Origin of the sequence: Paenibacillus thalictri (assembly GCF_004307995.1) — a bacterium.
In the GTDB taxonomy this organism is placed as follows: Bacteria; Bacillota; Bacilli; order Paenibacillales; family NBRC-103111; genus Paenibacillus_AF; species Paenibacillus_AF thalictri.
Window position 1 is genome coordinate 1 of sequence record NZ_SIRE01000032.1, and the last position, 25,580, is coordinate 25,580.

Below are 25,580 nucleotides of genomic sequence, written 5' to 3' on the forward strand. Positions count from 1 at the left end.
TTTTCAATGCGATGCTCTTCACAACAGGTCCTTCTTTTTTCGACGTTACATCCAGCGAGCTGCTGATCATGTTTTGTTTGCCGTCCATGAACACTGTTGTAATTTTCGATGTGCCGTCTTTGACGCCAACTACCCAGTTGCCCGCTACGTCAGCCGCTTGCGTGTCGCTCGAAGAGACGGACACGATGTTTGACGGTACCGCTACTTCTTCGCCGCTGCTGTTTTTCGCTTTAACTTTCACTTCTTTGGCGAATCCTTTGTAGTTGTCGTACACGTTCTTCGCTGCTCCGCCCGCTGCGTCCCCGGCTTTGAAGTAATCGTCGGTGGCCAGCAAGGTGTTGTTGGATTTATCCAAGTACGCTTCATACGTGATCTTGTTGTTCACGTTGTTTGGATCGAGCACTTCCATCGTTGTCGACAGGTTGTTCACTTCGACGTATTTCTTATCGGCGATCGTAGCTGTTCCCGCCGCATCTTGTTTGTACAAGGTTGCTTTGAACGTGTAGGATGCCGATTTAGCCAAATCCGTCGTGTAGAATTTGAACGATTTGTCAAAGATGCTGTCTACGCTATCCGACGAGTTTTTCGCCAGTGTAAAGTCTTTCGTGAGTGCTGTGCCGATCGTGTTTGGCTGCATCACGTATTTACGGGCCGATGTGGCATCGTTTTGGTCCACTCTTTGCTTGCTTGCCAGGCTCGTTGCTCCCAAGCTTGCTGCGTCGCCGCTGTTCGCTGTGAGCGAATATCTGACGAGGAATTGGCCGTTGGTGTCGTATTTCATTTCGCTGCCGAATTGGTCGTACACCTTCAGCTTCATTTCATTGTCAGTGCCGGCGATCATATATTTTTTCGGTGTTGTGGAGAACTTAATACCGTCGGCTTTGCGTTCGTCATATACGTTCATGTCCAGCTTCGTGCTTGCCGATGGGTTGTCCTTCAGTTGCACGGTGATCGATGCGGCGCCTTTGTTATCTGCGCTTTGGATCGCAATCATACCTTTGTGCGCGCCGGAGTTCGAGATCGGCTGGTCAGCGAGCTTGATGCCGCCGCTGGCGAAGATCGTAAATTTGTCTTTGTTGTCATAGATGTCTTGACCGGTCAGCACGTTGCCCGCTTGGTCTTTTACAACCATCGGCACATACATTTTGCCGTCGACTTCATCGTCGCCTGTGGGTACGTCGCCTTTAGCCAAGTTGTAGTTGTAGGCGCCGAATTCAAGTGTATTTGGCACACGAGTTGCGCCGATGGCGATTTTTTTCGTTACGGATTCGCCGGTGCCGTTAGCATAGACGCTGATCGTAATTTCTTTGGCTTTATCCGATACGGAGCGCAGTTTCAAGTCCGCTGCGTCGTCGCCAATTGCGTTATCCACGTAAGCGCCGGTGTCGCCTTCGTTGCCTTTGGCCAAGTCTCCGTCAGGAATGGTTACAGTGACACCTTGGTTTAACTCGTCTTTGTTTTCGATACGCAAGCCGTATTGGTCATATACTTTGGTATCCAAGTACGCATAACCGTTGGCGTCGATCGACTCCACTTTGTTGCCGGAGCTGTTCAACAGGTCGCCGACTTCCACTTTGGATACGATACTCTTGTCGCCCAACGTAAACGATTTGTTCACTTGTTTGTTGCTGTCTTGATGGATGATCGTCAAGGCGATGATGCTGTTGCGGTCAAGTCCTTCAGGAAGCGTCAGGTAAAAAGCTTGTTCGCCGCCGATTGGCGTGATCGTGCCGTTGCTTGTGAACACGTCGAATTCGCTGGCCGGCATTTGTGTTTTTACGCCGTATTGGTTGGTCGCTTTGAAGTCAACGCGCAATTTTTTGCCAGGGTTGTTCGGCAGTGTGTCGCTCGACGTCAAAAACTCGATTTTTTCGATTTTTTCTTTGTTTGTTGCTACTTTAGCTGTTTTGTTTGCTTCGTCGATGTTTTTCAGGCCGCTCAGTGTGACGGTCCAGTTCGAGTCGTCAAACTTGCTGTCGAACACCAAGGTAGCTGTCATTTTTTTGTCGTCCCATTTCACTTCGTAGCCACCGTTTACCGCCGCGCCGTTCTTTTGAACGTCGAAGTGAACAAGGGAAGTATCTTCTACTGCGCCGTTTAATTTCACGGTCATTTGGTTGGCGTCGGTAGCTTTTAAGGAAGCAATCGCGTATTGGCCGTTAAAATGCGGCACGTATTGCTGTTTGGCTTCGTATGAAGAAAGTACCAGCAGATCGCGTGTTGCCGCGGTGGTGCCGCCGAATTTGCCGTCTTTGCCGTTTTCCAGCAGTTTATCCTGCAAAGCTACAGTTACGTAACCTTTCGCCCAGTCGGACACGGTGTCGTCTTTGACGCCTTCGGCTTTTTTCGCCGCTTCTTCTTGTCCTAAACCGCGAACCAGGAAGGTAGCCAGTTGTTCTCTGGTTACTTCGCCGGCCGGATCGTATTTGTCTGCTGCCACGCCGTCCGTCAGGCCTGCTTTGACGATCGCTTCGATGTAAGGAAGCGCGTAGCCGTTAGCCGGGTCGGTTGCTTTGACGTCAGCGAAGCTGGATGTTTTTAAGGTGTTGTCCACCGGCAAATCAAACACCAGTGCGGCCACTTTTGCAAACTGCGCACGGTTCATTTTGTCGGTCAGGCCAAACGTGCCTTCTTTCACACCGTCAAAAATGCCGGCGGAAATCATCGTATCGAATTTTGCCTTCGTTGCTGTGTCCAGGTCTTTCAAGTCCGTGAAATCACCGGTCGATTTTGGTGCCGCTGCAAGGGCCATCGAAGAAAACATCGAAAAGGCTACAGCCAAGGACAAAATCGTAGATAGGCTCTTTTTCATATGTGAAGTACCTCCATGTAGTGGGATTTTTTTGATTTGGGCAAAACAAAAAGCAAGCACGAATTGTACGAGTGATGCAACCTGTCAACCTGTCGGTGGGGCATCGGATCTATCAGCTCGTCTATCACTATCGCGTCTCGCTTGCTACATGAATGAGTATACTATGATTTCATCCGCCGAGTCATCGCAAAGAATCTCCCATGGAAGGAATGTCATTGGCAGCCGATCATTTGCCGTGCTTGTCCGCGAAAAATCGCTTGGTGCCTCGCGCGGTTATTGGTTGCGGCGGGCGCCAGACTGACCCAAATTCATCACGGTTTTTATGCGTGCTGGGCGATATAGCTGTTCGGTGCTTTAAGATATTTCAGGCGCGTTGGATGGGAATGAGCCTGGGGTTCCAACCGCCAATTAAAATCATGGCCCTTGAAATGAAATACGAAAAGGGTCGGGCCATGATTTTAAACGCGGCCGCTTCGCTTTTCCACCCCAGGCTCATTCCTTGGCTCTACGTCGTGCTCATTTGCAACTTAAAGTATGAACCCTACTGGCGCTGCGCGCGGCTGGGTTGGCCGAACTTAGCGTCTCAATTGCTGATGTAATCCGGCAACCTCGCGCGGCAGATGTACCCCAGTAAAAAAACCTATAGCAAAACCTTAAGATAAAATGCACCGCTTTGATATCCAGCAGTGCAGAATCCACACCTACTTAGTTTTGCTTTCATCGTATCGAGTGCTTTAGTTAGATTAATGAATAGCGCGGGTAACCTTGGCTACTTGACTGGTCCTTTTGCTTACGATTGTTTCTTGCAGGGTAACCTTGTTATTGGCTAGTCCTTTTCTTTGCGATTGTTCCCGCAGGGAATAAAAAAAGCATCCTCAGCCTTTCTTAATGAAAGGTGAGAATGCTTCATGGCGAATGTCTTGCTACTGAAAGACTATCTGCGATAAGGGCGTTTGGCGCGAGGCGGGCCTAATATCTCCGCCCACATTACGCCTTCGATCTGCCGTGAGGCCGCCATATTCGGCGTTAGAAGCGGCGGAACCGCGGCGGAACCGGAAGGCTGTGCCGAAACCGCAGGGCCGTCTAAAGGGCTTTCAGGCACGTCAAACGCGTCGGTTATGCCCGAAGCCGGAACACGTTGCGTCAAGTCGGCCGAAATCGTACCCGAAGCACCGGATGGCCTTGTCGATGACGGGCGTTGTCCCGCAACCATCGGCCGTGTCTCCGACCGGGAAGCATCATTTGGACGCAGCTCGCGGTTTGCAGGCCGTTCGGTGTTCTGTCGCAGGATCATAGGCCGCTCCGTTCGCTCCTGCTCAGCATCCGGACGGCGTGCTTCTGCAGAACGGTCCGCGGCCGCAGTCGGCCGTTTGGACGACAGCGGCACCCGCGGCTTCGGTTCACCGCCGAAAGGCGGCATCCCGCCTCGCGGCGGCTGCCCGGATCCGGACTTCCGTTTGCTGCGGAAAACCGTATAGATCGCGTATATAATCAGCAGGAGATACCAATTTTGCAGCAAAAATTGAATTAGATTCATGTTCTCACGCTCCTTCCGCGCCGGGATCGGAGTAATGCCGGAGCATTACCTCCTTATTGTTCCTTATCCGTTTTGTTCGGATCGGCCGCTTTGCTGAGCGAAGAACGCATCTGCGTATCCGCATCGATGTTTTTGTAATTCATGTAATCCATAACTCCGAGTTTTCCATCCTTTAATGCATCGGCCATAGCCAGCGGCACCTGAGACTCCGATTCGACCACCTTCGCCCTCATCTCCACAACACGCGCTTTCATCTCTTGCTCTTGGGCAACCGCCATAGCGCGGCGTTCCTCCGCTTTTGCTTGAGCGATGCGTTTATCGGCTTCCGCTTGTTCCGTTTGCAGCTGGGCGCCGATATTTTTGCCCACATCCACGTCGGCAATATCGATCGACAAGATTTCAAATGCCGTACCGGCGTCAAGTCCTTTTCCAAGTACAGTACGGGAAATCATATCCGGATTTTCCAGTACGTCTTTATGCGAGCTGGATGAACCAACCGTTGTAACGATCCCTTCGCCTACGCGGGCGATAATCGTTTCTTCACCGGCGCCGCCGACAAGCCGGTCGATATTGGCGCGTACGGTAACTCTGGCGATAACTTTAACTTCAATCCCGTTTTTGGCTACGGCGGATACCGTCGGCGTCTCAATGACGCGCGGATTAACGCTCATTTGTACAGCTTGAAGCACGTCGCGGCCGGCAAGATCGATGGCTGCAGCCCGTTCGAACGGCAGTTCAATGTTGGCTCGATGCGCGGCGATCAGCGCATTGACCACGCGGTCCACGTTACCGCCTGCCAGAAAGTGGCTTTCCAATTGATTAATCGTAAGCGTTATCCCGGCCTTAGTAGCCTTAATCATCGGATTAACGATTCGACTTGGAATAACACGGCGCAGCCTCATTGCAATCAGCGTGATAATTCCAATGCGGACCCCGGACGCGAGCGCCGAAACCCACAACATAATCGGCACAAAACTTAAAAACACCCATAACACGATAATGACAAGCACGGCAATAAGCAGCAAATATACGATTGGATCCATTCACATTCCTCCCGAAAATAAGTTCAGTGCGGACAAAGCAAGCCGGATGTTTCCAGTTTCGCTATAACCGGCTTATCTTAAACATCCTTTCCTTACACCTTTCTCGCAACAACAACGCGAACTCCTTCCACGCCGACCACATAAATGTCCGTTTGCGCGGGAATGAATTCTCCATTCGTCACAACATCCACCCGTTGTCCTTGAAACAACGCCGTTCCGGCCGGTCTGAGCGGGGTGATCGCCGTACCCGGCTGCCCAAGCAAGCCCATCTTCGACGGAGTGGACACATAACCTTGCTCCGTCCGCAGCTCATCCCGCAAAATAAATTTGTTCCACACTCCGCGGTGTTTGAACAACCTGACCACGATGATAATGATCACCAGCGCGATAGCCGCGGCGATGCCCAGCGAGATTACAGCGCTAGCCGTATTGTATGCGGCCATGACGACACTGCCGAACAAGCACAGTATGCCCGCTACGCCCAGCAAGCCGAAGCTGGAGACGAATAATTCCAGTATCAGCAAAACGATGCCGAGTGCAAAAAGCGCCAGTTCCTCTCCTCCCGCAAAGCCGGCGATGTAATGTCCGAAGAAATACAAGCCGAAACCGACAAGACCCAAGATCCCCGGCAGCCCGAATCCCGGCACGAACAATTCGATCGCCACACCGGCAATGCCGATGACAAGCAGAAGTGTTGCGATGTACGGTTGCACGAGAAAACGGGCCAATGTTTCAGCGGGTGATGGAGAAATCATCAACTCAGGATGATGATCCGCGTTCAAAAAATGTTTGACCTCTTGCAAGTTTTTGGCGACCCGGTCGGCGTAACCGACTGCATAAGCTTCTTCCGCGGTCAAGCTGACTAATTCCCCTTGCTGAACGGTACGGTTCAGCCCTGGCAAAGATACTCCGACATTTTTGTCGACCATCGCTTCCGCGATTCGCGGATCGCGCTGTCTCAGCTCCGCCGCGGAACGCATTTCGCTTGCCCAATGCGACACCACCTTGGCGCTTTCCACCTCGCGGCCCGTTCCGTCCACAACAGCGGCCGATCCGATAGAGCTGCCCGGCTCCATCATGATGACACCAGCGTTCAGCGCAATATAACTGCCGGCCGATACCGCCTTGCCATGAACAAACGCAACCGTCGGGATTTGGCTGCCGCGAACCAGTTCGCCGATTTCCTCCGCCGTATCAACCCTGCCGCCAAGTGTGTTGATATCCAGCACAATGTACATCGCGCCGGCTTCCTCCGCTTCGCGGAATGCCCGCTGCATAAACTTGTACAAGCCGCTTTCAATCGATTGATGCACGGGAATGACGGCGACCGGCGCACTTCCCGCCGTATTCGGCGAAACCGGCATGTCCCGCGGCGCGGCGGCAACCGAAGTTAACGGGAACACAGCCCCAATCAACAGCCACAACGCCAGAATAGGCCGAAAAAATGTAAACGATGAAAACACGCTTATCCCTCCGTTTCCGCTGCCTGCATAAGAACGGTCGGCAGCCGCTTTGACAGCCATTTTTCGCGGAGACTGCACGGGCACATATTACTCCCGTTATTAGTGTATACGAAATTGCGGCAAAACTGTTTCAAATTATGTTATTTTGCAATAAAAAAACACTTCCCGTGACAGGAAGTGTCTTTCTTTTGCATTATGATAAGCTTTGCTGTACAAGCTGGTTAATCAGCTTGCCGTCAGCACGTCCTTTTACCTTAGGCATTAAAGCGCCCATAACTTTCCCCATGTCCGCTTTAGAAGAAGCACCCACTTCTTGGATGGTCTGCTGTACAATGGCTTTAACTTCTTCTTCAGACAACTGCTGCGGCATGTATACGGCCAGGATATCAAGCTCTGCTTTAAGCCCATCGGCTAAATCGGAACGGCCGGCTTTTTCAAATTCATGGAGGGAGTCTCTTCGCTGTTTGATCTCCCGATTTAGAACGTCAAGCACTTCGCTGTCATCTAAGGTTCTGCGCTGGTCAATCTCGATATTCTTGATTGAAGCCCGAACCATACGGATTACGGAGAGTTTAAACTTGTCTTGACTCTTCATCGCTTGCTTCATATCTTCGTTCAATCTCTCGCTTAAGCTCATTTAACCTAAAATCCTCCTAGAACTTTCTCTTGCGAGCAGCCTCGGATTTTTTCTTGCGCTTTACGCTTGGCTTCTCGTAATGCTTCCGCTTTTTAACTTCTGCTAAAACGCCATCCTTAGCGATGGAACGCTTAAAGCGGCGAAGTGCAGCATCTATCGTTTCATTCTTGCGAACTCGAGTTTCTGACACCAGTTTTCCCTCCCTCCGAAACAGACCGTCCAAGACGATAAAAAAACAAATCACTCAAACTTAATTATATGTGAAAAAGAAAGTGGGTGTCAACCTATGGAATGAAGTATCTGTTACTTACCGTTCAGAGGGCCCAATTTTTCCCCTCCAAGCACGTGAACATGCAGGTGGAACACAACTTGTCCGCCGTCGGAACCGCAATTATTCACCAGTCTGTACCCGGTCTCGGCAATGCCGGTTTCAGCCGCTACCTGCTGAGCGGCACGCAGCACTTCGCCCATAAGTCCCCAATCTTCCGGCCCCACATCGTTTATCGAAGCGATATGTTTCTTCGGAATGACAAGCGCATGGACCGGAGCCGCGGGTTGAATGTCGTGAAATGCGATGACATGTTCGTTCTCGAACAGTTTCTTGGAAGGAATCGTTCCCTCGACAATTTTACAAAAGATACAATCCATATTTTCTCTCCCCCCTTCCCTGTCACGCAAAAAGAAAATGTCTTTCTACATCATACCTAATTTTTCCGCAAAAAGAAAATCCGTAGTCTGTAAAATTATGTGACAATACGGCAAAACTTTTTTAGACTCTCAGTCTATAATTATGTGGACTGCGCCGCCGCTTTGGCATATACTAGTTACGAACGTACGCTTCGGCATGGAGTGTGATTGTATTGGCAGAACTGATGAGGGATTCCACCCGCAAAAAAAGGCAGTACATGATCGATGTTGCCTTGCGGATGTTCAGCGAAAAAGGGTTTGAAGAAGTGTCAGTGGACGACGTCATTGCCGCAACCAATACGTCCAAAGGCACTTTTTACCACTATTTCAAGAGCAAAGACGAGATCATCCGCGAAGTTCCGCGGCGGCAGGATGAATTGATCCGGGCTTGGATGAATGAACCGCCTTCCAAGGTCACTTCACTGGAAGGGCACGTTAACCGGTTGTTTTTAGACTTGGCGTACAATATTCATAAACATCCGAAGCTAATGCGCAGCCTGATGGCGATGTCGCTGCAAACGGCAGTGTCGCCTTGTGCTGTAAGAGAACATTTTCGTCTGCTGTCCGAGAGCTTGAATCATTGGCTGCCGGATCCAAACAAAGCGGAGCTGCTAGTATCAACGTATAAGGGGACACTACTTACATGGTGCACGAACGAAGAAGGAGACCTGGTGCACACCGTGCGGGAACAGCTTGCACGCGTGTGGTCGGGAATCAGAACCGACCAGCCGGTTCCTCCGATCGCGCTTGAACCCCGAATCAAGGAGGAGACATCTATGAAAGTGGCTATCATCGGCGGCGGCTTGGCGGGATTAACCGCGGCAGCCTACTTATCCGAACAGTCCGGCGTGGAAGGCGTACTTTTCGAAAGAAGCCCGCAACTCGGCGGCAGAGCCTTTACTTACGAAAAATCGGGATTTACTTTAAACTACGGCGCGCATGCCATTTACGGCATCGACCGCCATACGATATCCGATATGGAACGGGAGCTCGGTCTTTCCTTCAGCTCCAAACAAGTGGACAAAAGAAGAGTCATGTACGCCAAAAACGGCCAATTGACACCGGCGCCGCTTGATTTTGTGAACCTGATCCGCACGGAACTGCTGAGTCCGATTCAAAAAATGCGCTTTGTCGGCGAAATTTCCGCCATTATCGCCAATATTCATAACCTCAAAAATTACGCTACGCTTGGCGACTATTTGGCCGCTTCAGGCGCGGACGAGGATGTTAAGGAACTTTGGGAGCACCTGGTTTGCTCCAACTTCTTTATCGCTCCGGAAGATGCGCGGAAAGTTCCGGGACCGGTAATCAGCGAATATTACCACAATCTGTTTATGTCCGCCCGCCCGGTTAACTATATTTTGGGCAGCTGGGCTGTCATTACCAACCAGCTGCGGCAAAAGATCGAGCTGGCCGGCCGCTGGGAAATCGCCCTGCAGGAAGGCGTCGACGGCATCCGTTATGCCGACAGGCAGTTTTACTTAAAAACCAAAAACCGCGAGCTGGCGTTTGACAAAGTTATTTTCGCGATGCCGGTGCAGCAGGTTGTGAAGCTGCTTAAAGGAACAGCTTGGGAGCCGTTTCTCGCCCCTTACGAAAACAACAGCGCAACCGAAGTTATGGTGTACGACATCGGCCTTAACCAAGTGGCGGCCCGTCCGTTCAGCTACATTAGCGACATGGACAACAAGCTGTTTATCAGCGACGTATCGGCCACTGACCATACGCTTGTGCCGGAAGGCGGACAGTTGCTCCAAGGCATCGCTTATTTGAACGATAATTTCGAGGACGAAGCGGAGCGCAAAGCTTATCTGGAAAGCAAAACATCGCAAATGGAGCAACTGTTCGACCACTATTACCCGACCTGGCGCGAACATGTCACAGTTAAACGCGTATCCAAAAAAGCGATGGTTTCAAGCGTGAAAAATATCGGTACAAATAACCTTGTTCCGGTGAGAATCGAAAATATGCCGTTTTATTTTTGCGGAGACGGTTGCGTAGGCAAAGGAGAGCTGGCGGAAAGAGCTTTCTCCAGCGGCAGAAGCGCGGCCAAGCTGATATTGGAGGATGCGGCGCAGCCCGCGCTGGCCAGATAAATTTAAGCCGGCAGCGAAACGACGGCTTGCAGCGTTCTAAAAAATGCGGCGGCAAATTGAGCCGCTGTGGAGATGACCCCGGACACAAACGTGCCGGGGTTATTTGTTTGTTCTGGCAAAGCGGCGGCGGCGTCCGAAGAGGAAGCAACTGCCGCTGGATGCGGCGCTAATGCAGCGCCGGAAGACGCAGAAGATGCGGATAACGAGGCGTCCAGAGAAGCACTGCCGGAAGACGCGGGCTGCAATGCGCCTGGCGAGGCGCCTCCAAGCGTTGCGGGGGATGCCGGACCGCCCGAAACGGCGGGATCCGCGGAGGCGCTCAGCCCAAATTGAGCTGCCCGCAGGGTATCTCCGGCCTTTCCGCTCTGGGCCGAGGCTTGAAGGCCGCTGGCCGTAATTTGCACCGTACGGGAAGTGCCGTCATAGTTCACTGTGCCGCCGAACGTTTCGCCGACAAATCGGGCCGGGGCCATCGTATACCCGTTGACCAGTTGAGCGGGCGTATCCAATTTAACGGGTGCGCCGTTTTTGTAGGCGATATCGTCGCCGATGCTTAACACGACGGTAGTCGGCCCTTTTTTGGCCGTCGCCGTTTTGGTCTCCGCATTCCAGGATACGGATGCGCCGAACGATTCGAAGATGGCGCGCAGCGGCGCAAGCGTGCTGCTGTTGATAATAACCGGAGGCTGCTCGTAACGCTGGTCTTTGCCGTTGATCGAAACCGATACTTGCGACGACAGCGGGAACGATTTGCCGGACGTTTTTTCGCCGTCTTTATTGTACACGTTCAAAGTAAGCACAGAGCCGTCCGGAACTTGGCCGGCATTCAGCTCAATGCCATAAGGCGCTGTTGTCTGAGTGGCGACCGTTGCGCCGTTAAGCACGTACTCCAGCTTGCCGATGGAAACATCGGGCGTTTTCACAAACGGGTTGATTCGCGTTTTTTTGGCGAAGGAGACAGATCCGTCCGCTTTCACAAACCCAAGATCGCCGGCAGGTTTAGCCCCGTTCTTCACTTCACTCAAATAATAAGGGTTGGAAATGATTTGCGTGTAAGCGGCTTTCATATCCGGATTGGCGCTCAACAAATAATTGTTGCGGGATTCCCTGTCTTTGAGATCGACATTGTACCAGGTGATCGCCTTCAGCCGCGGGTATTTAAAAGGCATTACCTTGTACAGCCGGTCCATGTTGAGCAGCGCCCAATCGGTGAACGATTCTTCGGCGCGGTGAGCGTAATGCGACACGGCCGTTTCGCTGATCATAATCGGCTTGCGGTCGGCGTAGGTCCGGTACAGCTCGTCTAGCCGCTCAACGGGGCTTGTCGCTTGCATATTGTCGGCGTTCGGATCGCCGTTTTCATAGGGTTCGGTATACAGGCTGACGCCTACCCAATCGACGTAATCGTCGCCTGGATAATAAGGGTCCATCGAATGAGCAGGAACGTCGTTGGGGCTCCAGACCATCGCCACATTTGGCGCTTCCTTGGCCATTACGTCATGGACAAGCCGGAACTTCTCGATATACTTATCCGGATCGCCGTGCCAAACAACCCAATTACCGTTCATTTCGCTGGCGTAACGGAGGAAAATCGGGATGCCCGACGCTTTCGCCTCACGCGCCCATTTATGCAAATAATCGTTGTCCTGAACGCTGTCCAGGCCGTCACCGGGTTCCCAGGCGATCTGCAGCGCTCCGCCCGCCTCTTTGGCCCGCTGCGCGTAAGCCTTCGGAAAATCCTTGCCGACTTGAGAATACGCTAAATAGATGGCATGTTTTTTGCCGTACACTTTCTCCGCGCGGTTAAAATAATTTTGCATCTCAGGGTCTTGTTCGGAGTATAAACCGATGTAAAGTCCGTATTCCGGTTCGAATTTGGCCAGCTTGCCGCTTGCCGGAGCGGCGTTCTTCCGCAGCACCTCTTCGTCCGTCACCGACATGTACGCATCAACCGTTGTGCGGATTTGCTCGGCGCGCTGGATTTTGACCGCACCCCAATCTTTGCCCGCCTTCAGCCAATATTCGTTCTCAAGCTCGTAATAGCGGATGGCGTCATCATATTGCCCCGCCTGATCGTAATAAGAGTCCAGCTTGCCGCAAAATAAAGCGGCGTTTTCCCAATCCCCCGCCGAGACGTAATAATCGACCAAAAACTTCCAATGCGGGATCGCTCCCGCCGTATTGCCCGCGTTTACAGCTTTCTCCGCGGCCTGCCAGCGGTCCCATACGGCATCGGCGTTAGCGGTTTGCGGCAAGCCGATCCCGCCTGCGGCAATGGCAAACGACAACACGCAAGCGGCGACGGTCGACAACCATTTATGCATCATTCCGGTACGTTTCATAATAAAACTCCTCACTTTATAACAACAAATGATATGATTTGTTTCGATAGTAAGGCAAAGCGCAAGGGAAGTAAAGCGTACAACCTAAATTTGGCGAAAAAATCAAATAACTTGAGGGGCGGTGTTAAGGCAAGTTCGTTAAAATGGCACACCTGCTTCCCGGGATCGAGAAGCCCCGATTGTACGATCAGCGTGAAGCAGATACGACAGAAATGACACGTACTGCGGGTAAACAGGCTGCGCTTATCTATGAATACGATCCGCTTTTGGGAAACATGTCCTGGGGCGTAGGAAAACGAAAACCGGCAGCCAAAAATGGTGCCGGTTCTGTATGTATAGAGTCGATCCCCCGATCAACAGTGAAAAAACGTCTCCCAGACCTGGTCGGAAGGAGAATACCTCGAGGCGTTGTTTAGAACGTTTCGATACGCACCCGGCTGCCCCGCCCGCCCGGCTCTGCCGGATCGACGATCAGCCGCCGCGGCAGACGTGTTTTGAGCTCAGGCACGTGGCTGATGACGCCAACAGTCAAATTATCCATGTGCAGCTTCTCCAGCGCCGCGATGACCGTTTCCAGCAGCTCCTGATCGAGTGTACCGAACCCTTCGTCCAAGAAGAAAAATTCAAGCGGATATTGCCCCTTCAGCTGAATTTGCGCCGACAAGGCAAGCGCAAGCGCAAGCGAAGTCAAAAAGGTTTCTCCGCCGGACAACGTGGATACCGGACGCCGGACGCCGCCGCCCGCATTATCGCGAATGACGAAACCGCCGCCGGAATCGACCTCAATCGCGTATTTGCCGCGTGTCAGAACGCTGAGCCGTTCGGAGGCCGCGCGGCTGACCTGCATCAGCTGCTCTTCCGCAACAAATTCGACAAAGGCATTGCCGCGCAGCACCGTCTGCAGCTTGGACAACCGCTCCAGCACCGTCTGATAGTCGAGACGCCGCACCTCAAGCTCATTCCACCGGCCGTGTTTGGCCGTCAGGTCTTCATAGTCACGTTCCGCTTTCGCTTTCAGCTGAAGCGCCTGCTCGTTGGCCTCTCTTAGCCCGGCCAGCTGCGCTTCGAGCTCTGCCCATTCGTCCGCGCCAATGGACCGGCCCTGCAGCTTGCCTTGCAGCTCGGCCAGCTTGCCCTTTAGCTGCGCCAACGCGCTGTCATGGGCCTCCGCTTCGGCGGCCCATGCGGCTTTGTCCGCTGCGGGCAGCAGCCGCTCGCGCAGCTCCTGCGCGCCCGCGAAGCCGGCGGCGGCCAGCGCCTGCCGCCACTCGCTCTGCGCCTTGGCGGCGAGCTGCTCCGCCGAGGCGCACGCCTGCTGCGCCGCCGCTTTAACGCGGGCGGCCGCCTGCGCGGCCTCGCGCGCCCGGTCGAGCGCGAGCTTCGCCGCCGCGGCCGCGGAGCGCAGCTCGGCCAGCTGCGCGGTGGCCGCGGCGATCTGCGCGGCGGCACGCTCGCCGCCGGTCAGCGCGGCCAGTTGCCGCCGCTTCTCGGCCAGCCGCGACTGCGCGGCGGCCAGCTGCGCGCGGCGCTCGACCAGCGCCAGCTCCAGCGCGGCCGCCTGGCGCTGCTGCCGCTCGATCGCGGCCAGCCGCTCCTCGATGTACGGCACGCTTTTGTCGATGCGCCGCCGCAGCTCCTCGGCTTGCTCGTCTTTGCCGCGCAGCTCCGCAAGCCGCTGCGCGGCCTGCTCCGGCGCCAGCTGCGGGAACGCCGCGCGCCAGGCGTCGCGCCGCTGGGCGAGCGCATCCGCAAGCGCAGCGCGCTTCTGCGCCGCGCCCTCGGCGAAGGCGGCCAGCGGCTGCGCGGCCGCTTGCAAGTCGCGGAGCGCGCCGTCCAGCTGCGCCGCTTCGCGCAGCAAACCGTGCAGGCCCGGCTCCAGGCCGGCCGCCTGCGCAGACAATGCGGAGGCGGCGTCTTCCGCCTCCTGCAGCTGCCGGCGGAAAGCGCCGACGCTGACGCCGTCGCCTTCCGCCGCCGGAGCGGCCTCGCGCTGCGCGGCATCCAGCTGCGCCGCAAGGCCGGCGGCCGCGCCGCTGGCGCCGGGCGCCGGCGCGCCCGCTGCGGCTGCTTGCTGCAGCAGGCCGCTCAGGCGATAGCGCAGCTGCTGCGCGCCGGCGAGCGCCCCGCGGGCCTGCGCCTGCAGCGCATCGAGCTCGCGCAGCGGCTCGTGCGCTTCGGCGGCCGCCGGGGCGGCTGGCAGCGCTGCGGGCAGCGGGTGCTCGCACGCGCCGCACACCGGGCACGGCTCGCCGTGCTGCAGCCCGCGGGCCAGCTCGGCCGCCATCCGGTGCAGCGAAGCGGCGCGGTCCGCTTCGCGCAGCTGCTCGGCGAGCGCGGGAGCGGCCGCAAGCAGGCCGTCCAGCCCGGAGATCAGCCGCTGCGCTTGCACAGCGGCTTCCGTGCAGGACGCCTGCCAATCCGCAAGCCGCTCCTGAAGACCGGACCGTTCCTCCCGCAGCTGCCGCGAACAAACTTCGTTCGCTTCAAGCTGGTCTTTTTGCCGGGCCAGCTCCGCATCCTGGGCGGTCAGCTCTTGCTCCAGCCGGGTCAGCTCCCGCTGCTGCTGCACCGCCTCTTGGGCGGATTGCCTGACATCGGCGGTCACTTCCGCCTGCTTCAGCTGGTCTTTCAGCTCGGCTTGGCGAACCACCGCTTTGTCGCGCAGCTCGGTTTCCTTAAGAAGCGAGCCTTTTGCCGTCTGCAGCTCCGTTTCCTGCGCAAGCGCCTGCTCCTCATGCTGCCGTTCGGCCAATACATCGGCTTCCAGTTCCTGTTCCAGCTGCAGCGCCTGCTCCAAGCGGCTGATTTTCACCGAAAGCGGCGCTTCATGTTCGGCTAATGACTGGTCGGCTGCCAACTGTCCGCTTTGCGCATGGGCAAAAACGTTCTGCGCAGCCGCTTCCGCCTCCGTCTCCCGCCTCAGCGCTTCGCCGCGTTCAGCCACTTGGCGCTCAGCATATTCCTGCTGCTCCAAATACGGCCGGGCTTTCTCGGCACGTTCGGCGAACGCCAAACGCCGCTTCAGCTCTTCCACCTGCGGTGTTTTTGCATCGGCGTCGGTAAGACGTTTCAACGTTTCTTCGCTTTCTTCCTGCCACAACTTCAGCTGCTTCGACTGCTCAACGTGCTTTTCCTGCGCGGCCAGCCGGACGCGCACTTCCTCCGCCCCGCCTTCCGCGGCGCGCCACCGCGCTTTTGCCGAGGCCAGCGCTTCTTCGGAAGCATCGCCCAGACCAAGCTGCTCTGCCGCGATTTCTTTCACGGCAACATCTTTCTCTTTATACATCGATGCGACTTTGGCGGACAGCTGGTCTCCATAATTCTCCAGATGGAACAACCTCTGCAGCATCATCCGGCGGTCTTTCCCCGTCAAAGTGAGGAATTCCGCAAACTTTCCTTGTGGCAGCACGACGGCCCGGGTAAAATCCTGCATCGACAAACCCAAAATGTTCTGTACCTGCGCGGTGACGTCCTTGGCTTTGTCGGCCAGCACGACCGGGCCTTGCGCTTCCATCTGCACGATGCGGCTTAGCGTATTGTTGACCGACGTTTCGCCGCTTCGCTTGAACTGCCGGTCCACCCGGTAAGTTTGAACACCGGCTGCGTTTTGCAGCTGAAACGTAAACGAAACGGACAACACGTTTTCCGCTTGGTTCATAATGCCCTGCGTGCCCCCGGCGGCACGTTCGACACTGCCAAACAAAGCCAGCGTCATCGCGTCGAGGATCGACGATTTGCCGCTGCCCGTCGGGCCGAATATGCCAAACACTCCCGCTCCGCAAAGCGCGGTAAAATCGATCTGCTGCGTCTCGCGGTAGCTCTGCAGGCCGGCAATTTGCAAATGAATGGGTTTCATCGTTTATCCCCCTCCGCTGCGGCAGCCGGTTCTTGTTCCAGCAGCTCCAGAAACATGCGGGTCAATTCCGGCTCCGGTTCCGCTCCGCCTGTCTGCCTCCTGTAAAATCGCCGGAACAGCTCGTCCAAAGGCAAGCTGCTCACCGCGCCGGCCTGCGCCGCCGCAATTTCCATTTCCGGGTAAACCGGCCTGATATTCAGCAGCCCTTCATGCGCTTGGCGCAGCCGTTGAATTTGCTCCATGCCCAGCGCTTCGGACACATGCACCTCCAAATCGATCCACGCCCCGGCATCCCGGCCTTCGTCCAGCCAGCGGTGCACTTCGGCCAGTCCCTCCTTGGCCCGCCACACGACAACCGGTTTGCCGCATGACAGCAGCACCTCTTCCAGACGGGCCGGTTTGCCCGGCTCGACATCCAGCACCGTAACCGACTTGGCCTGTCCCGCCTCGGAAAAGCTGTACGCCAACGGCGAACCGCTGTAGCGGAGAATGTCCGGCGCCTTCATCGTCTGCGCCCGGTGAAGATGACCCAACGCCACATATTGCGCCCCGGCGCATAATGCCGATGTATCCACTGTGTAAGCGCCGCCCACTTGAATCGGCCGCTCGGAATCGGATTCCGCGCCGCCCAGCACGTACAAGTGGCTCATGATGAGATTCACCGTATCCGGGCCAAATCGTTTGGCCTGCTGCGCCACAATGTGCTTCACCCGGTCGGAATAAGCGCTGCGCAGCGCTTCTTCTTCCGTACTGTCCGACAATAGCTCGCGCAGCCGCGATTCAGAAGGGTACGGCAGCGCAAACAGTCGCGCCAGCTCCCCTGTGCGTTTAATGCCGATATCAAGCAAATCGGCCGTCGGCAGGCCAATCAGCGTAACCCCGTGCCCGGACGCCAGCGGAGCCGCAGCCGCCAGCCGGTCGGGATGATCGTGATTGCCGGCGATTACGGCAATCGGACGTTGCCCGCCGTCCGAAAGACGCGCCAGGCTGTCGTAAAACAGCTGTTCCGCTGCGGCGGGTGGATTAACCGAATCGTAAACGTCGCCGGCGACAAGAACGAGGTCAATCCGCTGATCGCGGACGATCGCCGCTAGTTCGTCCACAAACGCCTCCTGCTCGGGCAAACGGCTCCGCCCTTCCAACGTTCGCCCGAAATGCCAGTCCGCCGTATGTAAAATACGCATTTGTGTTCCTCCGATCAATTATCGTTCCTATGCGCTTCGATCCTGCCTGATTTTCGCGTGAAAAATGAGCCCGTACCACTTACCGCACAGTTGGAGTTCGAGCGCCGACATGCGCCGCAAGGACGGGCGCTCGGGGTTCTTGCGCGTTGAAAGTACAGCCGGCTTGTCGGCAGCCGCCGCAGACATATCACATGTCCACCAGTTGCGACCCGTCGAACAAATACAAATATTTGCCGACCACCGGCCGCTTCCAAATATGCTCTATCGCTCTCGCATACAAATGAAGCTGCAGACGGTAACGTTCTCTCACCGTTTGAACGGTCGTTCCGTGCATCGTGTCGGTTTTAAAATCGATCAGCACGATCCCCTCCGGCTCTTCGAACAAACAGTCGATAACGCCTTGGATCAGTATCGTTTCTTTGCCGGTCGTTTCGTCCGCATACGCGTAAACCTCATCTGCGGCCAAGCCGTAGCTGAACGGAATTTCCCTGCGGACATGCGGCGAAGCAAGCAATCTTTGCCCAATCTCGCTGCGAAAAAAAGCGGCGATGACTCCCGGGTCGATCTCTTTGCTTTGCTCCATCGTAATCAGCTGGCGTTCGGTCATGCCAAGCAATGTCTTACGAATCGCCGCTTCGTCCGGCTCCTCCGTCAGCGGAATATGCTGCATGACGGCATGATACAAGGTGCCGCGTTCAGCGGCGTTCATTCGCTTCTGCTCCAAAAAACGCGGCCGGCGGACGATCGCCGGGCGGTATTCGGATGTGCCGCCGTTCCGACCTTCGCCACGGGCCATCTCAAGCCGGAGACCTTCCGGCGCCTTGTCTCCCGTTAGCCCCCTCTGATCTGCGGCATTTGCCTGTGCAACCTCTTCCGCAAAAGCCATCTGCAAGGCGGCATCGCCTTCTTCCTGTAAAAGCCCGTTGTAATCCCCGATTCGCTTCAGCTCCGTCACTGACGTTTTGGAAAATAACGTATGGGCTCCTTCGTATGCATAAGACCACGATAACCGGCGTTCCGCTTCTTGTCCCCATCCGCCTGCTGCCGGAACGGTCTCCAGACGCTGCAGCAGCGCTAATCGTGCTTCATCCGGCAGTACAGCCGGCGCCGCCTCCTCCAGGTAGGAATAAGGCTCCGGCGAGACGATCCGAACCTGCCACCGCGAAGCTTCATCAAGCAAAAACGGCTGCGCGCGGTATTGCACGCCCGCTCGCTCGCGCAGCGCCCGGCCGTGAGGATGGCGGATTGCCGCAGGACCAATCCAATCGAGGTAGCTTTTGGCCTGCGCCAGCAAGAAGTCAGGCAGCGCCTGTTCTGTGCGCTCGAGCATCCTCCCCCACAGCTGCAGCCGTTTGTCCAAGCCTTTTACGGTGCCAAGCAGGAATAACTTCTCCCTTGGCCGGGTCAACGCGACATATAACACGCGCATTTCCTCCGCCAGCGTCTCCAGCCGCAGCCGGCGGCGAATCGCCAGCGCCGGAAGCGTCGGATACCCGACACGCAGCTCCGTATCGGCAAAGCGGGGGCCAAAGCCAAGCTCTTTATGCAGCAAAAAGCTGTCGTTTAAATCCATCTGATTGAACATTTTAGCCAGCCCGGCTACAAAGACGACGGGGAATTCCAGCCCTTTGCTCTTATGTATCGACATGATCCGGACAACGTCTTCTTGCTCGCCAAGCGCCCGCGCGGTGCCAAGATCGCCGCCCGTTTCTTTCATCCGCTCAATGAACCGTAAGAAACGGAACAATCCCCGCAGCGAAGTTGCTTCATATTGCCTGGCCCGGTCGTATAGCGCCCGCAAGTTCGCTTGCCGCTGAACTCCGCCCGGCATCGCTCCGACAAAATCGTAGTAACCGGTCTCCCGGTAAATGGTCCAGAGCAAATCGGAGAGCGCGCCGCTTCGCGCGAAGGTCCTCCATTCGTCAAGACGGGCGAGAAACCGCCTGAGTTTGTGGCGTAATGCGCCATAAGGAACGGCCGTGGAACCGCCCTCGCTGTCTTTGTCGTCCGTTTGGTTCCCGCTTTGTGTGGTGTTTCCTTCGGCTCCATTGTCCGCGCCGGTCCCAACGTGCAAGTTATTTCCGATCTTCCCATCGGAACCGTAGGCCGGCACTCCTGTTCCGTCTTCTTCGGGTCCATCTTGTACAGAGTCATCTTGTACAGAGCGATCTTGTTCAGAATCCTCTTGTTCGAATCCTTCCGCCGCTCCTCGGGCCGCCGCCCGTTTGACGGCTTCGTAAAACGGCATGCCTTTGCCGCCGATACGGATTTGCGCCAGCTCCTCCGCGGAAAGCCCGACGATCGCTGAACGCAATACCGAAGCCAGCGGAATGTCTTGATACGGGTTGTCGATCACCTTCAGCAGCGACATCGCCACTTCCACTTCGACCGCCGAAAAATATCCTGTATTCAGCTCGGCATAAGCGGGAATCCCCTGCAAGCGCAGCTCCTCGATAAAAATCGGCGACCAAGCCTGCGTAGCGCGCAGCAAGATCACGATATCCCGGTAAGTAGCCGGACGCATCCCCTGCAGCCGCGTGTCGAATACCTCAAATGCCGGCTCGCCGCTGCCGTCTTGGCTCAGCAGCCTGCGAATATGGGAAGCTATAACTCTGGCCTCCAGCTGCGCCGTATCCAGTTCCTGCCCTTCCAGCGGGTCGGCGTCTGCCGCCGTACCCGCCGCATCGGCTTCATTGTCTTGCGCCGATTCATCGGCCGCCTCCGCATAGTCGGAACCCGTTTCGGCGTCTGCCGAACGGTCGATCAACAGCAGCTCAACGGCGCAGTCGTTCGCCGCACCCGCAGGATCCGGGTAGTACTTCGCCCCGTGGACAAGCTCCGCTTTGTTGTCGTAGTTGATCTCACCGACGGTCTCGTTCATCAGCTGCCGGAAAATATAGTTCACCGCGTCGACAACCTCGCGCCGGCTGCGGAAATTGCGCGCCAAATCGATGCGCTGTCCCAGTCCCGCGCCGCCATCGTCATACGACTTGTATTTCTCCAGAAAAAGCCCCGGTTCGGCGAGCCGGAACCGGTAGATGCTTTGCTTGACGTCGCCGACCATAAACCGGTTGCCCGGAGCGGGGCGCGAGATCAGCTCCACAATCGCCTCCTGCACCCTGTTCGTATCCTGGTATTCGTCGAGCAGCACTTCCTCGAATTGCTCGCGGTAATCCAGCGCCGCCGGCGAAGGAATCAGATGGTCCGGAGCGGAGTGCACGCCGCACAAGATCTGCAAGCAATAATGTTCCAAGTCGGCAAAATCGACAAGACTTTTATCCGCCTTAGCCTTCCTGTACCGTTCGGCAAATTCGCAGACGATATCGGTCAGTACTTCCATTAGCGGCGCAATGGTTTGCATTTCCTCAGCAAACTGCTGCGGGCTGCGTCCGAACAACTCCTCCTGTATGCCTGAAACCTGCTCTTTTACACGGTTTCTCAGCTCTTTTACCTGCTCCTGCAGCGATTTGTCGCAGGCATCTCCCCGCACCGCCTTCAGCTTCCCGAAGGAACAGTCTTGAAAAGCGCGGTACGCATGCTCCCAAGATTCATTGCATCCGTCCGTTAAGCGGGCCAGTACCGCCTGATCCTCTCGCAGGTTGTCCAAATAAGGAGCCGGTCCTCCCGGAAGCCCGGCCAATTCCATGGCTTGGCCCAGCAAGTCCGCTGCCCCGGCCAACTCCAGCCGCACACCCGCCAGCAAGCTTATCTTCCAAGGATCGGTTCCCCCGAGTTCGCCGCCAAAAAGCGCTGACGTTTCCTTCAGCCAGCGGTCGGGCCATGGATGGCTGCGGGAGAAATCATAAAGCCGCTGAATCAACCGATACAGCGGTTCGTCGCTGCGTTCCCCGGAGAATGAATCGACCAGCCGCCAGAAGTGGCTGTCTTCCCCGCTGCTGCCGTACCATTCCTCGAGCAGCTCATCCAGCACGTCCTGGCGCAGCAGCTCGCTTTCCGTTTCATTGGCGATCCGAAAGCCGGGGTCAAGCCGGATCAGCTGGTAGTGCCGCCGAATAACGTCAAGGCAGAAGGAATGCAGCGTGGTGATGGAAGCTCGTCCCATCAAGGCAAGCTGGCGGCGCAAATGCTCCGATTCCGGCCGGCTTGCCAGCGTTTTCTCCAGCGCTTCGCGGATACGTTGCCTCATTTCGGCCGCAGCGGCCTTCGTAAACGTGGCGACCAGCAGCCTGTCGACGTCGACAGGCTGTTCCTCATCGGATATACGCCGGATGATGCGTTCCACCAGCACGGCGGTTTTTCCCGATCCGGCCGCAGCCGCGACCAATAAATTTCGGCCCTTCAGCGTAATGGCGTCCCATTGGTCATCTGTCCATTTGCTGTCTGCGGGTTTTGGCACTTTCATGATCACTCGCGATCCTCTCCTTCCTTCTGGGCTTCGCGTTCCAGCAGCTGCCAAGCGAAATCTTTGCCGAGAGGGGCAAACGACGCGAATCCGTTGCCCTCAAGCAGCGGGTCGAATTGGCATACCGGCCTGTAAGAGCAAAATTGGCAGGCGGTTTTTTTTCGCATGCGGTACGGCGCGATATCGACACGTCCGGACGTAATTTCGCTGCCGATGCGGCGGATCGTTCGGCGCACGTATTTGCGCAGCGTAGTCCACTGCTGCTGGGTCGCCACCGACGATGCCTTGTAAAAGCTGCCGTCCGTTTTCATCGCCACCGGAATCAGCTGGGAGTGCCCGCTTTTTCCGGCAAGCTCACCGTCCATCAGCAGCACGGCTTCTTCATCGGCCAATACGAGCCCCTTCATTTTGTAGCGTTTGGCCAGCTCCTTCTCGATTTCATCCGCAGCAGGAGCGTTTTTACGCGTTACGATCGGATTATGTACGTGAAAATAAAGCACTCCCGCCGGCTCGGCTTTTGTCCCAATCCACCGGTCGGCATATGTCAGCACGACATCCAGATATGTCAGCATCTGCAGCGAAAGCCCGTAATACACCTCGCTTAAACCAAGCGAGGTCGAGCTGGATTTATAATCGATCACCCGCAGCAGCGTCCCGCTTGCCGTGTCCGCCTTATCGACACGGTCGATTCTTCCGACGACCTCCATCTCCCCGCCGTTGTCCAGCCGGAACATCATCGGCGGCAGCGGTTCCCCGGGGCCGAAACCAAGCTCCAGCCCAACCGGCACAAACTCGCCGCGTTTGGCATGTTCGCCCAATACCGCAGCTGCGCGACCAACCGTCGCTTTCAGCTTGCGGGCGATGTAATGATACCGCTTGGAGCTGAGCAATATTTCGCCTTGCAAACGCGGAGCAAGCGCATCGACGACTTCCGACGCCCGGCTCCGGCATTCTTCTGCGGACAGCGCGCCCCAATCGATCCCTTCCCGCATTACCCGGTCGGCAAATTGGCTGAGCGCCGCATGGAACAACTGCCCGACATCGGGCGCTTCCAGGCGGTATACGCGGCGTTCGGCCAGCCTGAGGCCATGCGAGGCAAACTGCGAGAACGGACACGCAACAAACCGCTCCATACGCGAAACGCTTGCTTTTAACGTGCCTCCATACAACTCCAGGCTTGTTTGCGGAGACAGCGAGGTTTCGCCGTTGGAATATGCCATCGCGCTGACAACCCGCTGCAGCCGCCCGTGCCACTCGGGACGTCCTGCAAACCAGTTGTACGTGTCCCACCACAAATCCGCGATCTCCGTGCCTTGTACCGCCTGTTTCAACTGCACGGATAAATAAGAAAGCGCGCGGCCCGGATGTGCGATAAAATCCGCTTGCTCCCTGACGTCCATCGATGCAGCCGGTTCCCCGGGCACATAGGTTTCTTTGACGCCCGGGAACAGATGGCGCAGCTGGCGGATGATGTCCGACGGCAGCAGCGATTTTCCTTCCTCATCGGCCTGCGGATAACTGATCCACAGCCGGTCCGACGGCGCGCACAACGCACAATAAATCAGAAATTGCTCGTCCAGCAGTTTTCTTCTGCTGTTTTCCGCCAAACCCAGTCCGGCAGCCGCCAGCTTGTCGCGTTCGCTTTCCGATAAAATGCCGTCTTCGCTAATTCGCGCGGGCATAACGCCGTCTCCGGCTCCCAGTATAAAAAGCTGCTTGACCGCTCCGGAGCGGGTCCGGTCGATGCTGCCGACAAGCACTTGATCAAGCGAAGGCGGCACAAGCCCCAGACGAATGCTTTCCAATCCGGTTTCCACCAGCCTGGTAAAAGATTCGAGCTCCACCTGTTCTTCGCCCATCAGCTCGACCAGTTGGTCCATCATATCGATCACACGATCCCACACTTGGGCGTGTTCTTTGGCTTTCTCCGGCATTCCGGAACGCAGCGCCTCCTGGCTCCAGCGTTCCAGCCGCTCCGCCGCATCGAGACCGGTCAGCAAAAAGTACAGCGCTTCGACCTGATCGCGCACGCATTTGGCCTGTTTCATCTGTTTTTGAAACGCCAGCAGCGGCCGTACGATGCGGCTGCGGCATTCGTTGATCGTCTGGTTTTCCCGCTCTTCGGCGGCGTTCAGACCCGGATCTACGTCTTCTTCCAACGCGCTTCGCCATGCAAGGCGCCAAGGCTCGTTGTCCGTCCAGCGCGAACCGTGGATTCCAAACGCCAAGACGGCGTTCTCCAAGCGGTTCATGTCGTCGCGGGTGATGCGCGGGGCGCCCTCCTCCCATGGCAAAGGCAGGAAAAAATCGGTTTTCACACAGCGGAATACGGCATCGTATTTCCAATTGTATAAAATCACTTCCAGCGCCGAGCGAATCAGCTCCACCAGCGGATGGTGCAGCACCGACCGCTTCTGATCGAAAAAATGAGGGATACCGTAATCGGTTAGCGCAGCGGAAAGCAGGCCGCCGTATTCGTCCATATTCCTGACCCGGACGGACAAATCGCGCCAGCGCAATCCTTCGTCGCGCACAAGCCGCACCATTTCACGGGCGGCCGCCTCCGCTTCGGCTCTGCGGTTCGCCGCGCCGTTCAGCGCCACTTGGCTGCGCATCGGCTCCGGACGGAAAGGCCATCTGATCCGCTTGTCCCAGCTGTTCTCCAAATGAGCAAGCATAGGGCTGCGGCTGAACCTCGCAAGCTCCGGCGAATCCAAATAAACCGTCTCCCGCCGTTTCACTCCAAGACGATCGGCGATTTCCTGCAATTTTGCCATCGTCCTCGCCGTCGGGTGGAACAACGCCAGTTCGTCCGGCTGCTCGCCAGCCCCGTATTCCCGGTCCAGGCATAACGTAACCGTCACATCCCGTGCGTGCAGCATAAGCTGCTCCAGCCCGGCAAATTCCTGCGGGGTAAACCCGTTAAAGCCGTCGACCCACACTTCGGCCGAAGCAGCAAACTCCGATTCGGGAAGCTGCCGGGCAAGCAGCGCCAAGCAGTCCTCGCCGTCCAAATACAGCTTGGACAGCTCCGTTTCAAACGCCCCGTACACCAGCCGGATATCGTGAAGTTTATCCTCCAGCGTTCCGGCCGTTTCCCGTCCGGCGGCTCCGCTTGCGAATTCGCCAAGCCGTTCTCCCGTAATACAATAACGTTTGAGTTCGGTAAACAACTGATTCAAATTATCGATCACGCCCAGCTGGTCAACCGATGCGTGAAACCATTTTAATTCGTGCTGATGCTGCAGCATCAGCTTATGTAAAAGCAGCTTTTTGCCCGTGTCGTCAATCGGCAGCCGCGCCGTCCCTCCGGTCTCCTGCATAACCCGCCAAGCCAACCGCCGGAAGCTGAGCGCCTGCGCTCTCATCATGCCGCCAAGTTCCGGCGTCGCGACAAGCTCGTATTCCGCCTGAAACGTCGCTTGCTCAGGCACTAACATAACCAGCGGATGACCGGCCGGCTCCGCCTTCAATTTGCCGCGGATCTCATCGAGACAAAACCGGGTTTTGCCGCTGCCCGCTCTTCCAATTACAAAACGTATCGCCATATGTACAAAACC

At 56.3% G+C, this 25,580-nt stretch carries 14 protein-coding genes; 2 read left to right on the forward strand and 12 right to left on the reverse strand.

Features of this window, described 5'->3' with window-relative positions; genetic code table 11:
• A partial coding sequence (locus tag EYB31_RS33245; RefSeq protein ID WP_131017895.1) for an S-layer homology domain-containing protein occupies nt 1–2,812 on the reverse strand: 2,812 nt, incomplete at its 3' end.
• Between the two features lie 200 nt (nt 2,813–3,012).
• Between EYB31_RS33245 and EYB31_RS33250 the strand changes: the two genes are divergently transcribed.
• Nucleotides 3,013–3,411, forward strand: a complete 399-nt coding sequence (locus tag EYB31_RS33250; protein WP_165452748.1) for a hypothetical protein — start codon at nt 3,013–3,015, stop codon at nt 3,409–3,411.
• Between the two features lie 335 nt (nt 3,412–3,746).
• Here the strand turns inward: EYB31_RS33250 and EYB31_RS33255 are convergent, their stop codons facing one another.
• From EYB31_RS33255 to EYB31_RS33280, 6 genes are all read right to left on the reverse strand, one after another.
• Nucleotides 3,747–4,349 (reverse strand): hypothetical protein, encoded by a 603-nt coding sequence (locus tag EYB31_RS33255; protein ID WP_131017897.1) that lies wholly within the window; start codon nt 4,347–4,349, stop codon nt 3,747–3,749.
• Between the two features lie 53 nt (nt 4,350–4,402).
• Nucleotides 4,403–5,392: a flotillin-like protein FloA gene (gene floA / locus EYB31_RS33260; RefSeq protein WP_131017898.1), complete on the reverse strand. Its 990-nt coding sequence runs from the start codon at nt 5,390–5,392 to the stop codon at nt 4,403–4,405.
• 92 nt (nt 5,393–5,484) lie between these two features.
• The gene (locus tag EYB31_RS33265; protein WP_240763138.1) at nt 5,485–6,915 is read right to left on the reverse strand and encodes an NfeD family protein; all 1,431 of its coding nucleotides are present in this window, start codon (nt 6,913–6,915) and stop codon (nt 5,485–5,487) included.
• A gap of 133 nt (nt 6,916–7,048) precedes the next feature.
• A complete protein-coding gene (locus EYB31_RS33270) occupies nt 7,049–7,492 on the reverse strand; it encodes a GatB/YqeY domain-containing protein (protein WP_131017899.1) in 444 nt (147 codons plus the stop codon).
• 16 nt (nt 7,493–7,508) lie between these two features.
• On the reverse strand, nt 7,509–7,682 hold the full coding sequence (rpsU, locus tag EYB31_RS33275) for a 30S ribosomal protein S21 (RefSeq protein ID WP_010491812.1): 174 nt from the start codon (nt 7,680–7,682) through the stop codon (nt 7,509–7,511).
• 113 nt (nt 7,683–7,795) lie between these two features.
• Complete coding sequence (locus tag EYB31_RS33280) at nt 7,796–8,140, reverse strand: histidine triad nucleotide-binding protein (RefSeq protein WP_131017900.1); 345 nt, start codon at nt 8,138–8,140, stop codon at nt 7,796–7,798.
• Between the two features lie 203 nt (nt 8,141–8,343).
• Between EYB31_RS33280 and EYB31_RS33285 the strand changes: the two genes are divergently transcribed.
• Nucleotides 8,344–10,275, forward strand: coding sequence for an FAD-dependent oxidoreductase (locus EYB31_RS33285; protein ID WP_240763139.1), 1,932 nt, complete (start codon nt 8,344–8,346; stop codon nt 10,273–10,275).
• A 2-nt stretch (nt 10,276–10,277) separates the two neighbouring features.
• Here the strand turns inward: EYB31_RS33285 and EYB31_RS33290 are convergent, their stop codons facing one another.
• The 5 genes from EYB31_RS33290 to addB form a co-directional block, all read right to left on the reverse strand.
• Nucleotides 10,278–12,617, reverse strand: a complete 2,340-nt coding sequence (locus tag EYB31_RS33290) for a stalk domain-containing protein (protein WP_131017902.1) — start codon at nt 12,615–12,617, stop codon at nt 10,278–10,280.
• A gap of 412 nt (nt 12,618–13,029) precedes the next feature.
• The gene (locus EYB31_RS33295; protein ID WP_131017903.1) at nt 13,030–16,473 is read right to left on the reverse strand and encodes an AAA family ATPase; all 3,444 of its coding nucleotides are present in this window, start codon (nt 16,471–16,473) and stop codon (nt 13,030–13,032) included.
• Nucleotides 16,470–17,657 (reverse strand): exonuclease SbcCD subunit D, encoded by a 1,188-nt coding sequence (locus EYB31_RS33300; protein ID WP_131017904.1) that lies wholly within the window; start codon nt 17,655–17,657, stop codon nt 16,470–16,472. The genes EYB31_RS33295 and EYB31_RS33300 overlap by 4 nt, the downstream gene beginning before the upstream one ends.
• A gap of 187 nt (nt 17,658–17,844) precedes the next feature.
• Nucleotides 17,845–22,020, reverse strand: coding sequence for a UvrD-helicase domain-containing protein (locus tag EYB31_RS33305; protein ID WP_131017975.1), 4,176 nt, complete (start codon nt 22,018–22,020; stop codon nt 17,845–17,847).
• 2 nt (nt 22,021–22,022) lie between these two features.
• Nucleotides 22,023–25,568, reverse strand: coding sequence for a helicase-exonuclease AddAB subunit AddB (gene addB / locus EYB31_RS33310; RefSeq protein ID WP_131017905.1), 3,546 nt, complete (start codon nt 25,566–25,568; stop codon nt 22,023–22,025).
• Between the last annotated feature and the right edge of the window lie 12 nt (nt 25,569–25,580).

Bases quoted from the DNA above. Each gene is read 5' to 3' on its own strand.
- EYB31_RS33250 (WP_165452748.1), top strand. From the start codon at position 3,013: ATGGAAGGAATGTCATTGGCAGCCGATCATTTGCCGTGCTTGTCCGCG.
- EYB31_RS33255 (WP_131017897.1), bottom strand. From the start codon at position 4,349: ATGAATCTAATTCAATTTTTGCTGCAAAATTGGTATCTCCTGCTGATT.
- floA (WP_131017898.1), bottom strand. From the start codon at position 5,392: ATGGATCCAATCGTATATTTGCTGCTTATTGCCGTGCTTGTCATTATC.
- EYB31_RS33265 (WP_240763138.1), bottom strand. From the start codon at position 6,915: ATGGCTGTCAAAGCGGCTGCCGACCGTTCTTATGCAGGCAGCGGAAAC.
- EYB31_RS33270 (WP_131017899.1), bottom strand. From the start codon at position 7,492: ATGAGCTTAAGCGAGAGATTGAACGAAGATATGAAGCAAGCGATGAAG.
- EYB31_RS33280 (WP_131017900.1), bottom strand. From the start codon at position 8,140: ATGGATTGTATCTTTTGTAAAATTGTCGAGGGAACGATTCCTTCCAAG.
- EYB31_RS33290 (WP_131017902.1), bottom strand. From the start codon at position 12,617: ATGAAACGTACCGGAATGATGCATAAATGGTTGTCGACCGTCGCCGCT.
- EYB31_RS33295 (WP_131017903.1), bottom strand. From the start codon at position 16,473: ATGAAACCCATTCATTTGCAAATTGCCGGCCTGCAGAGCTACCGCGAG.
- EYB31_RS33300 (WP_131017904.1), bottom strand. From the start codon at position 17,657: ATGCGTATTTTACATACGGCGGACTGGCATTTCGGGCGAACGTTGGAA.
- EYB31_RS33305 (WP_131017975.1), bottom strand. From the start codon at position 22,020: ATGAAAGTGCCAAAACCCGCAGACAGCAAATGGACAGATGACCAATGG.
- addB (WP_131017905.1), bottom strand. From the start codon at position 25,568: ATGGCGATACGTTTTGTAATTGGAAGAGCGGGCAGCGGCAAAACCCGG.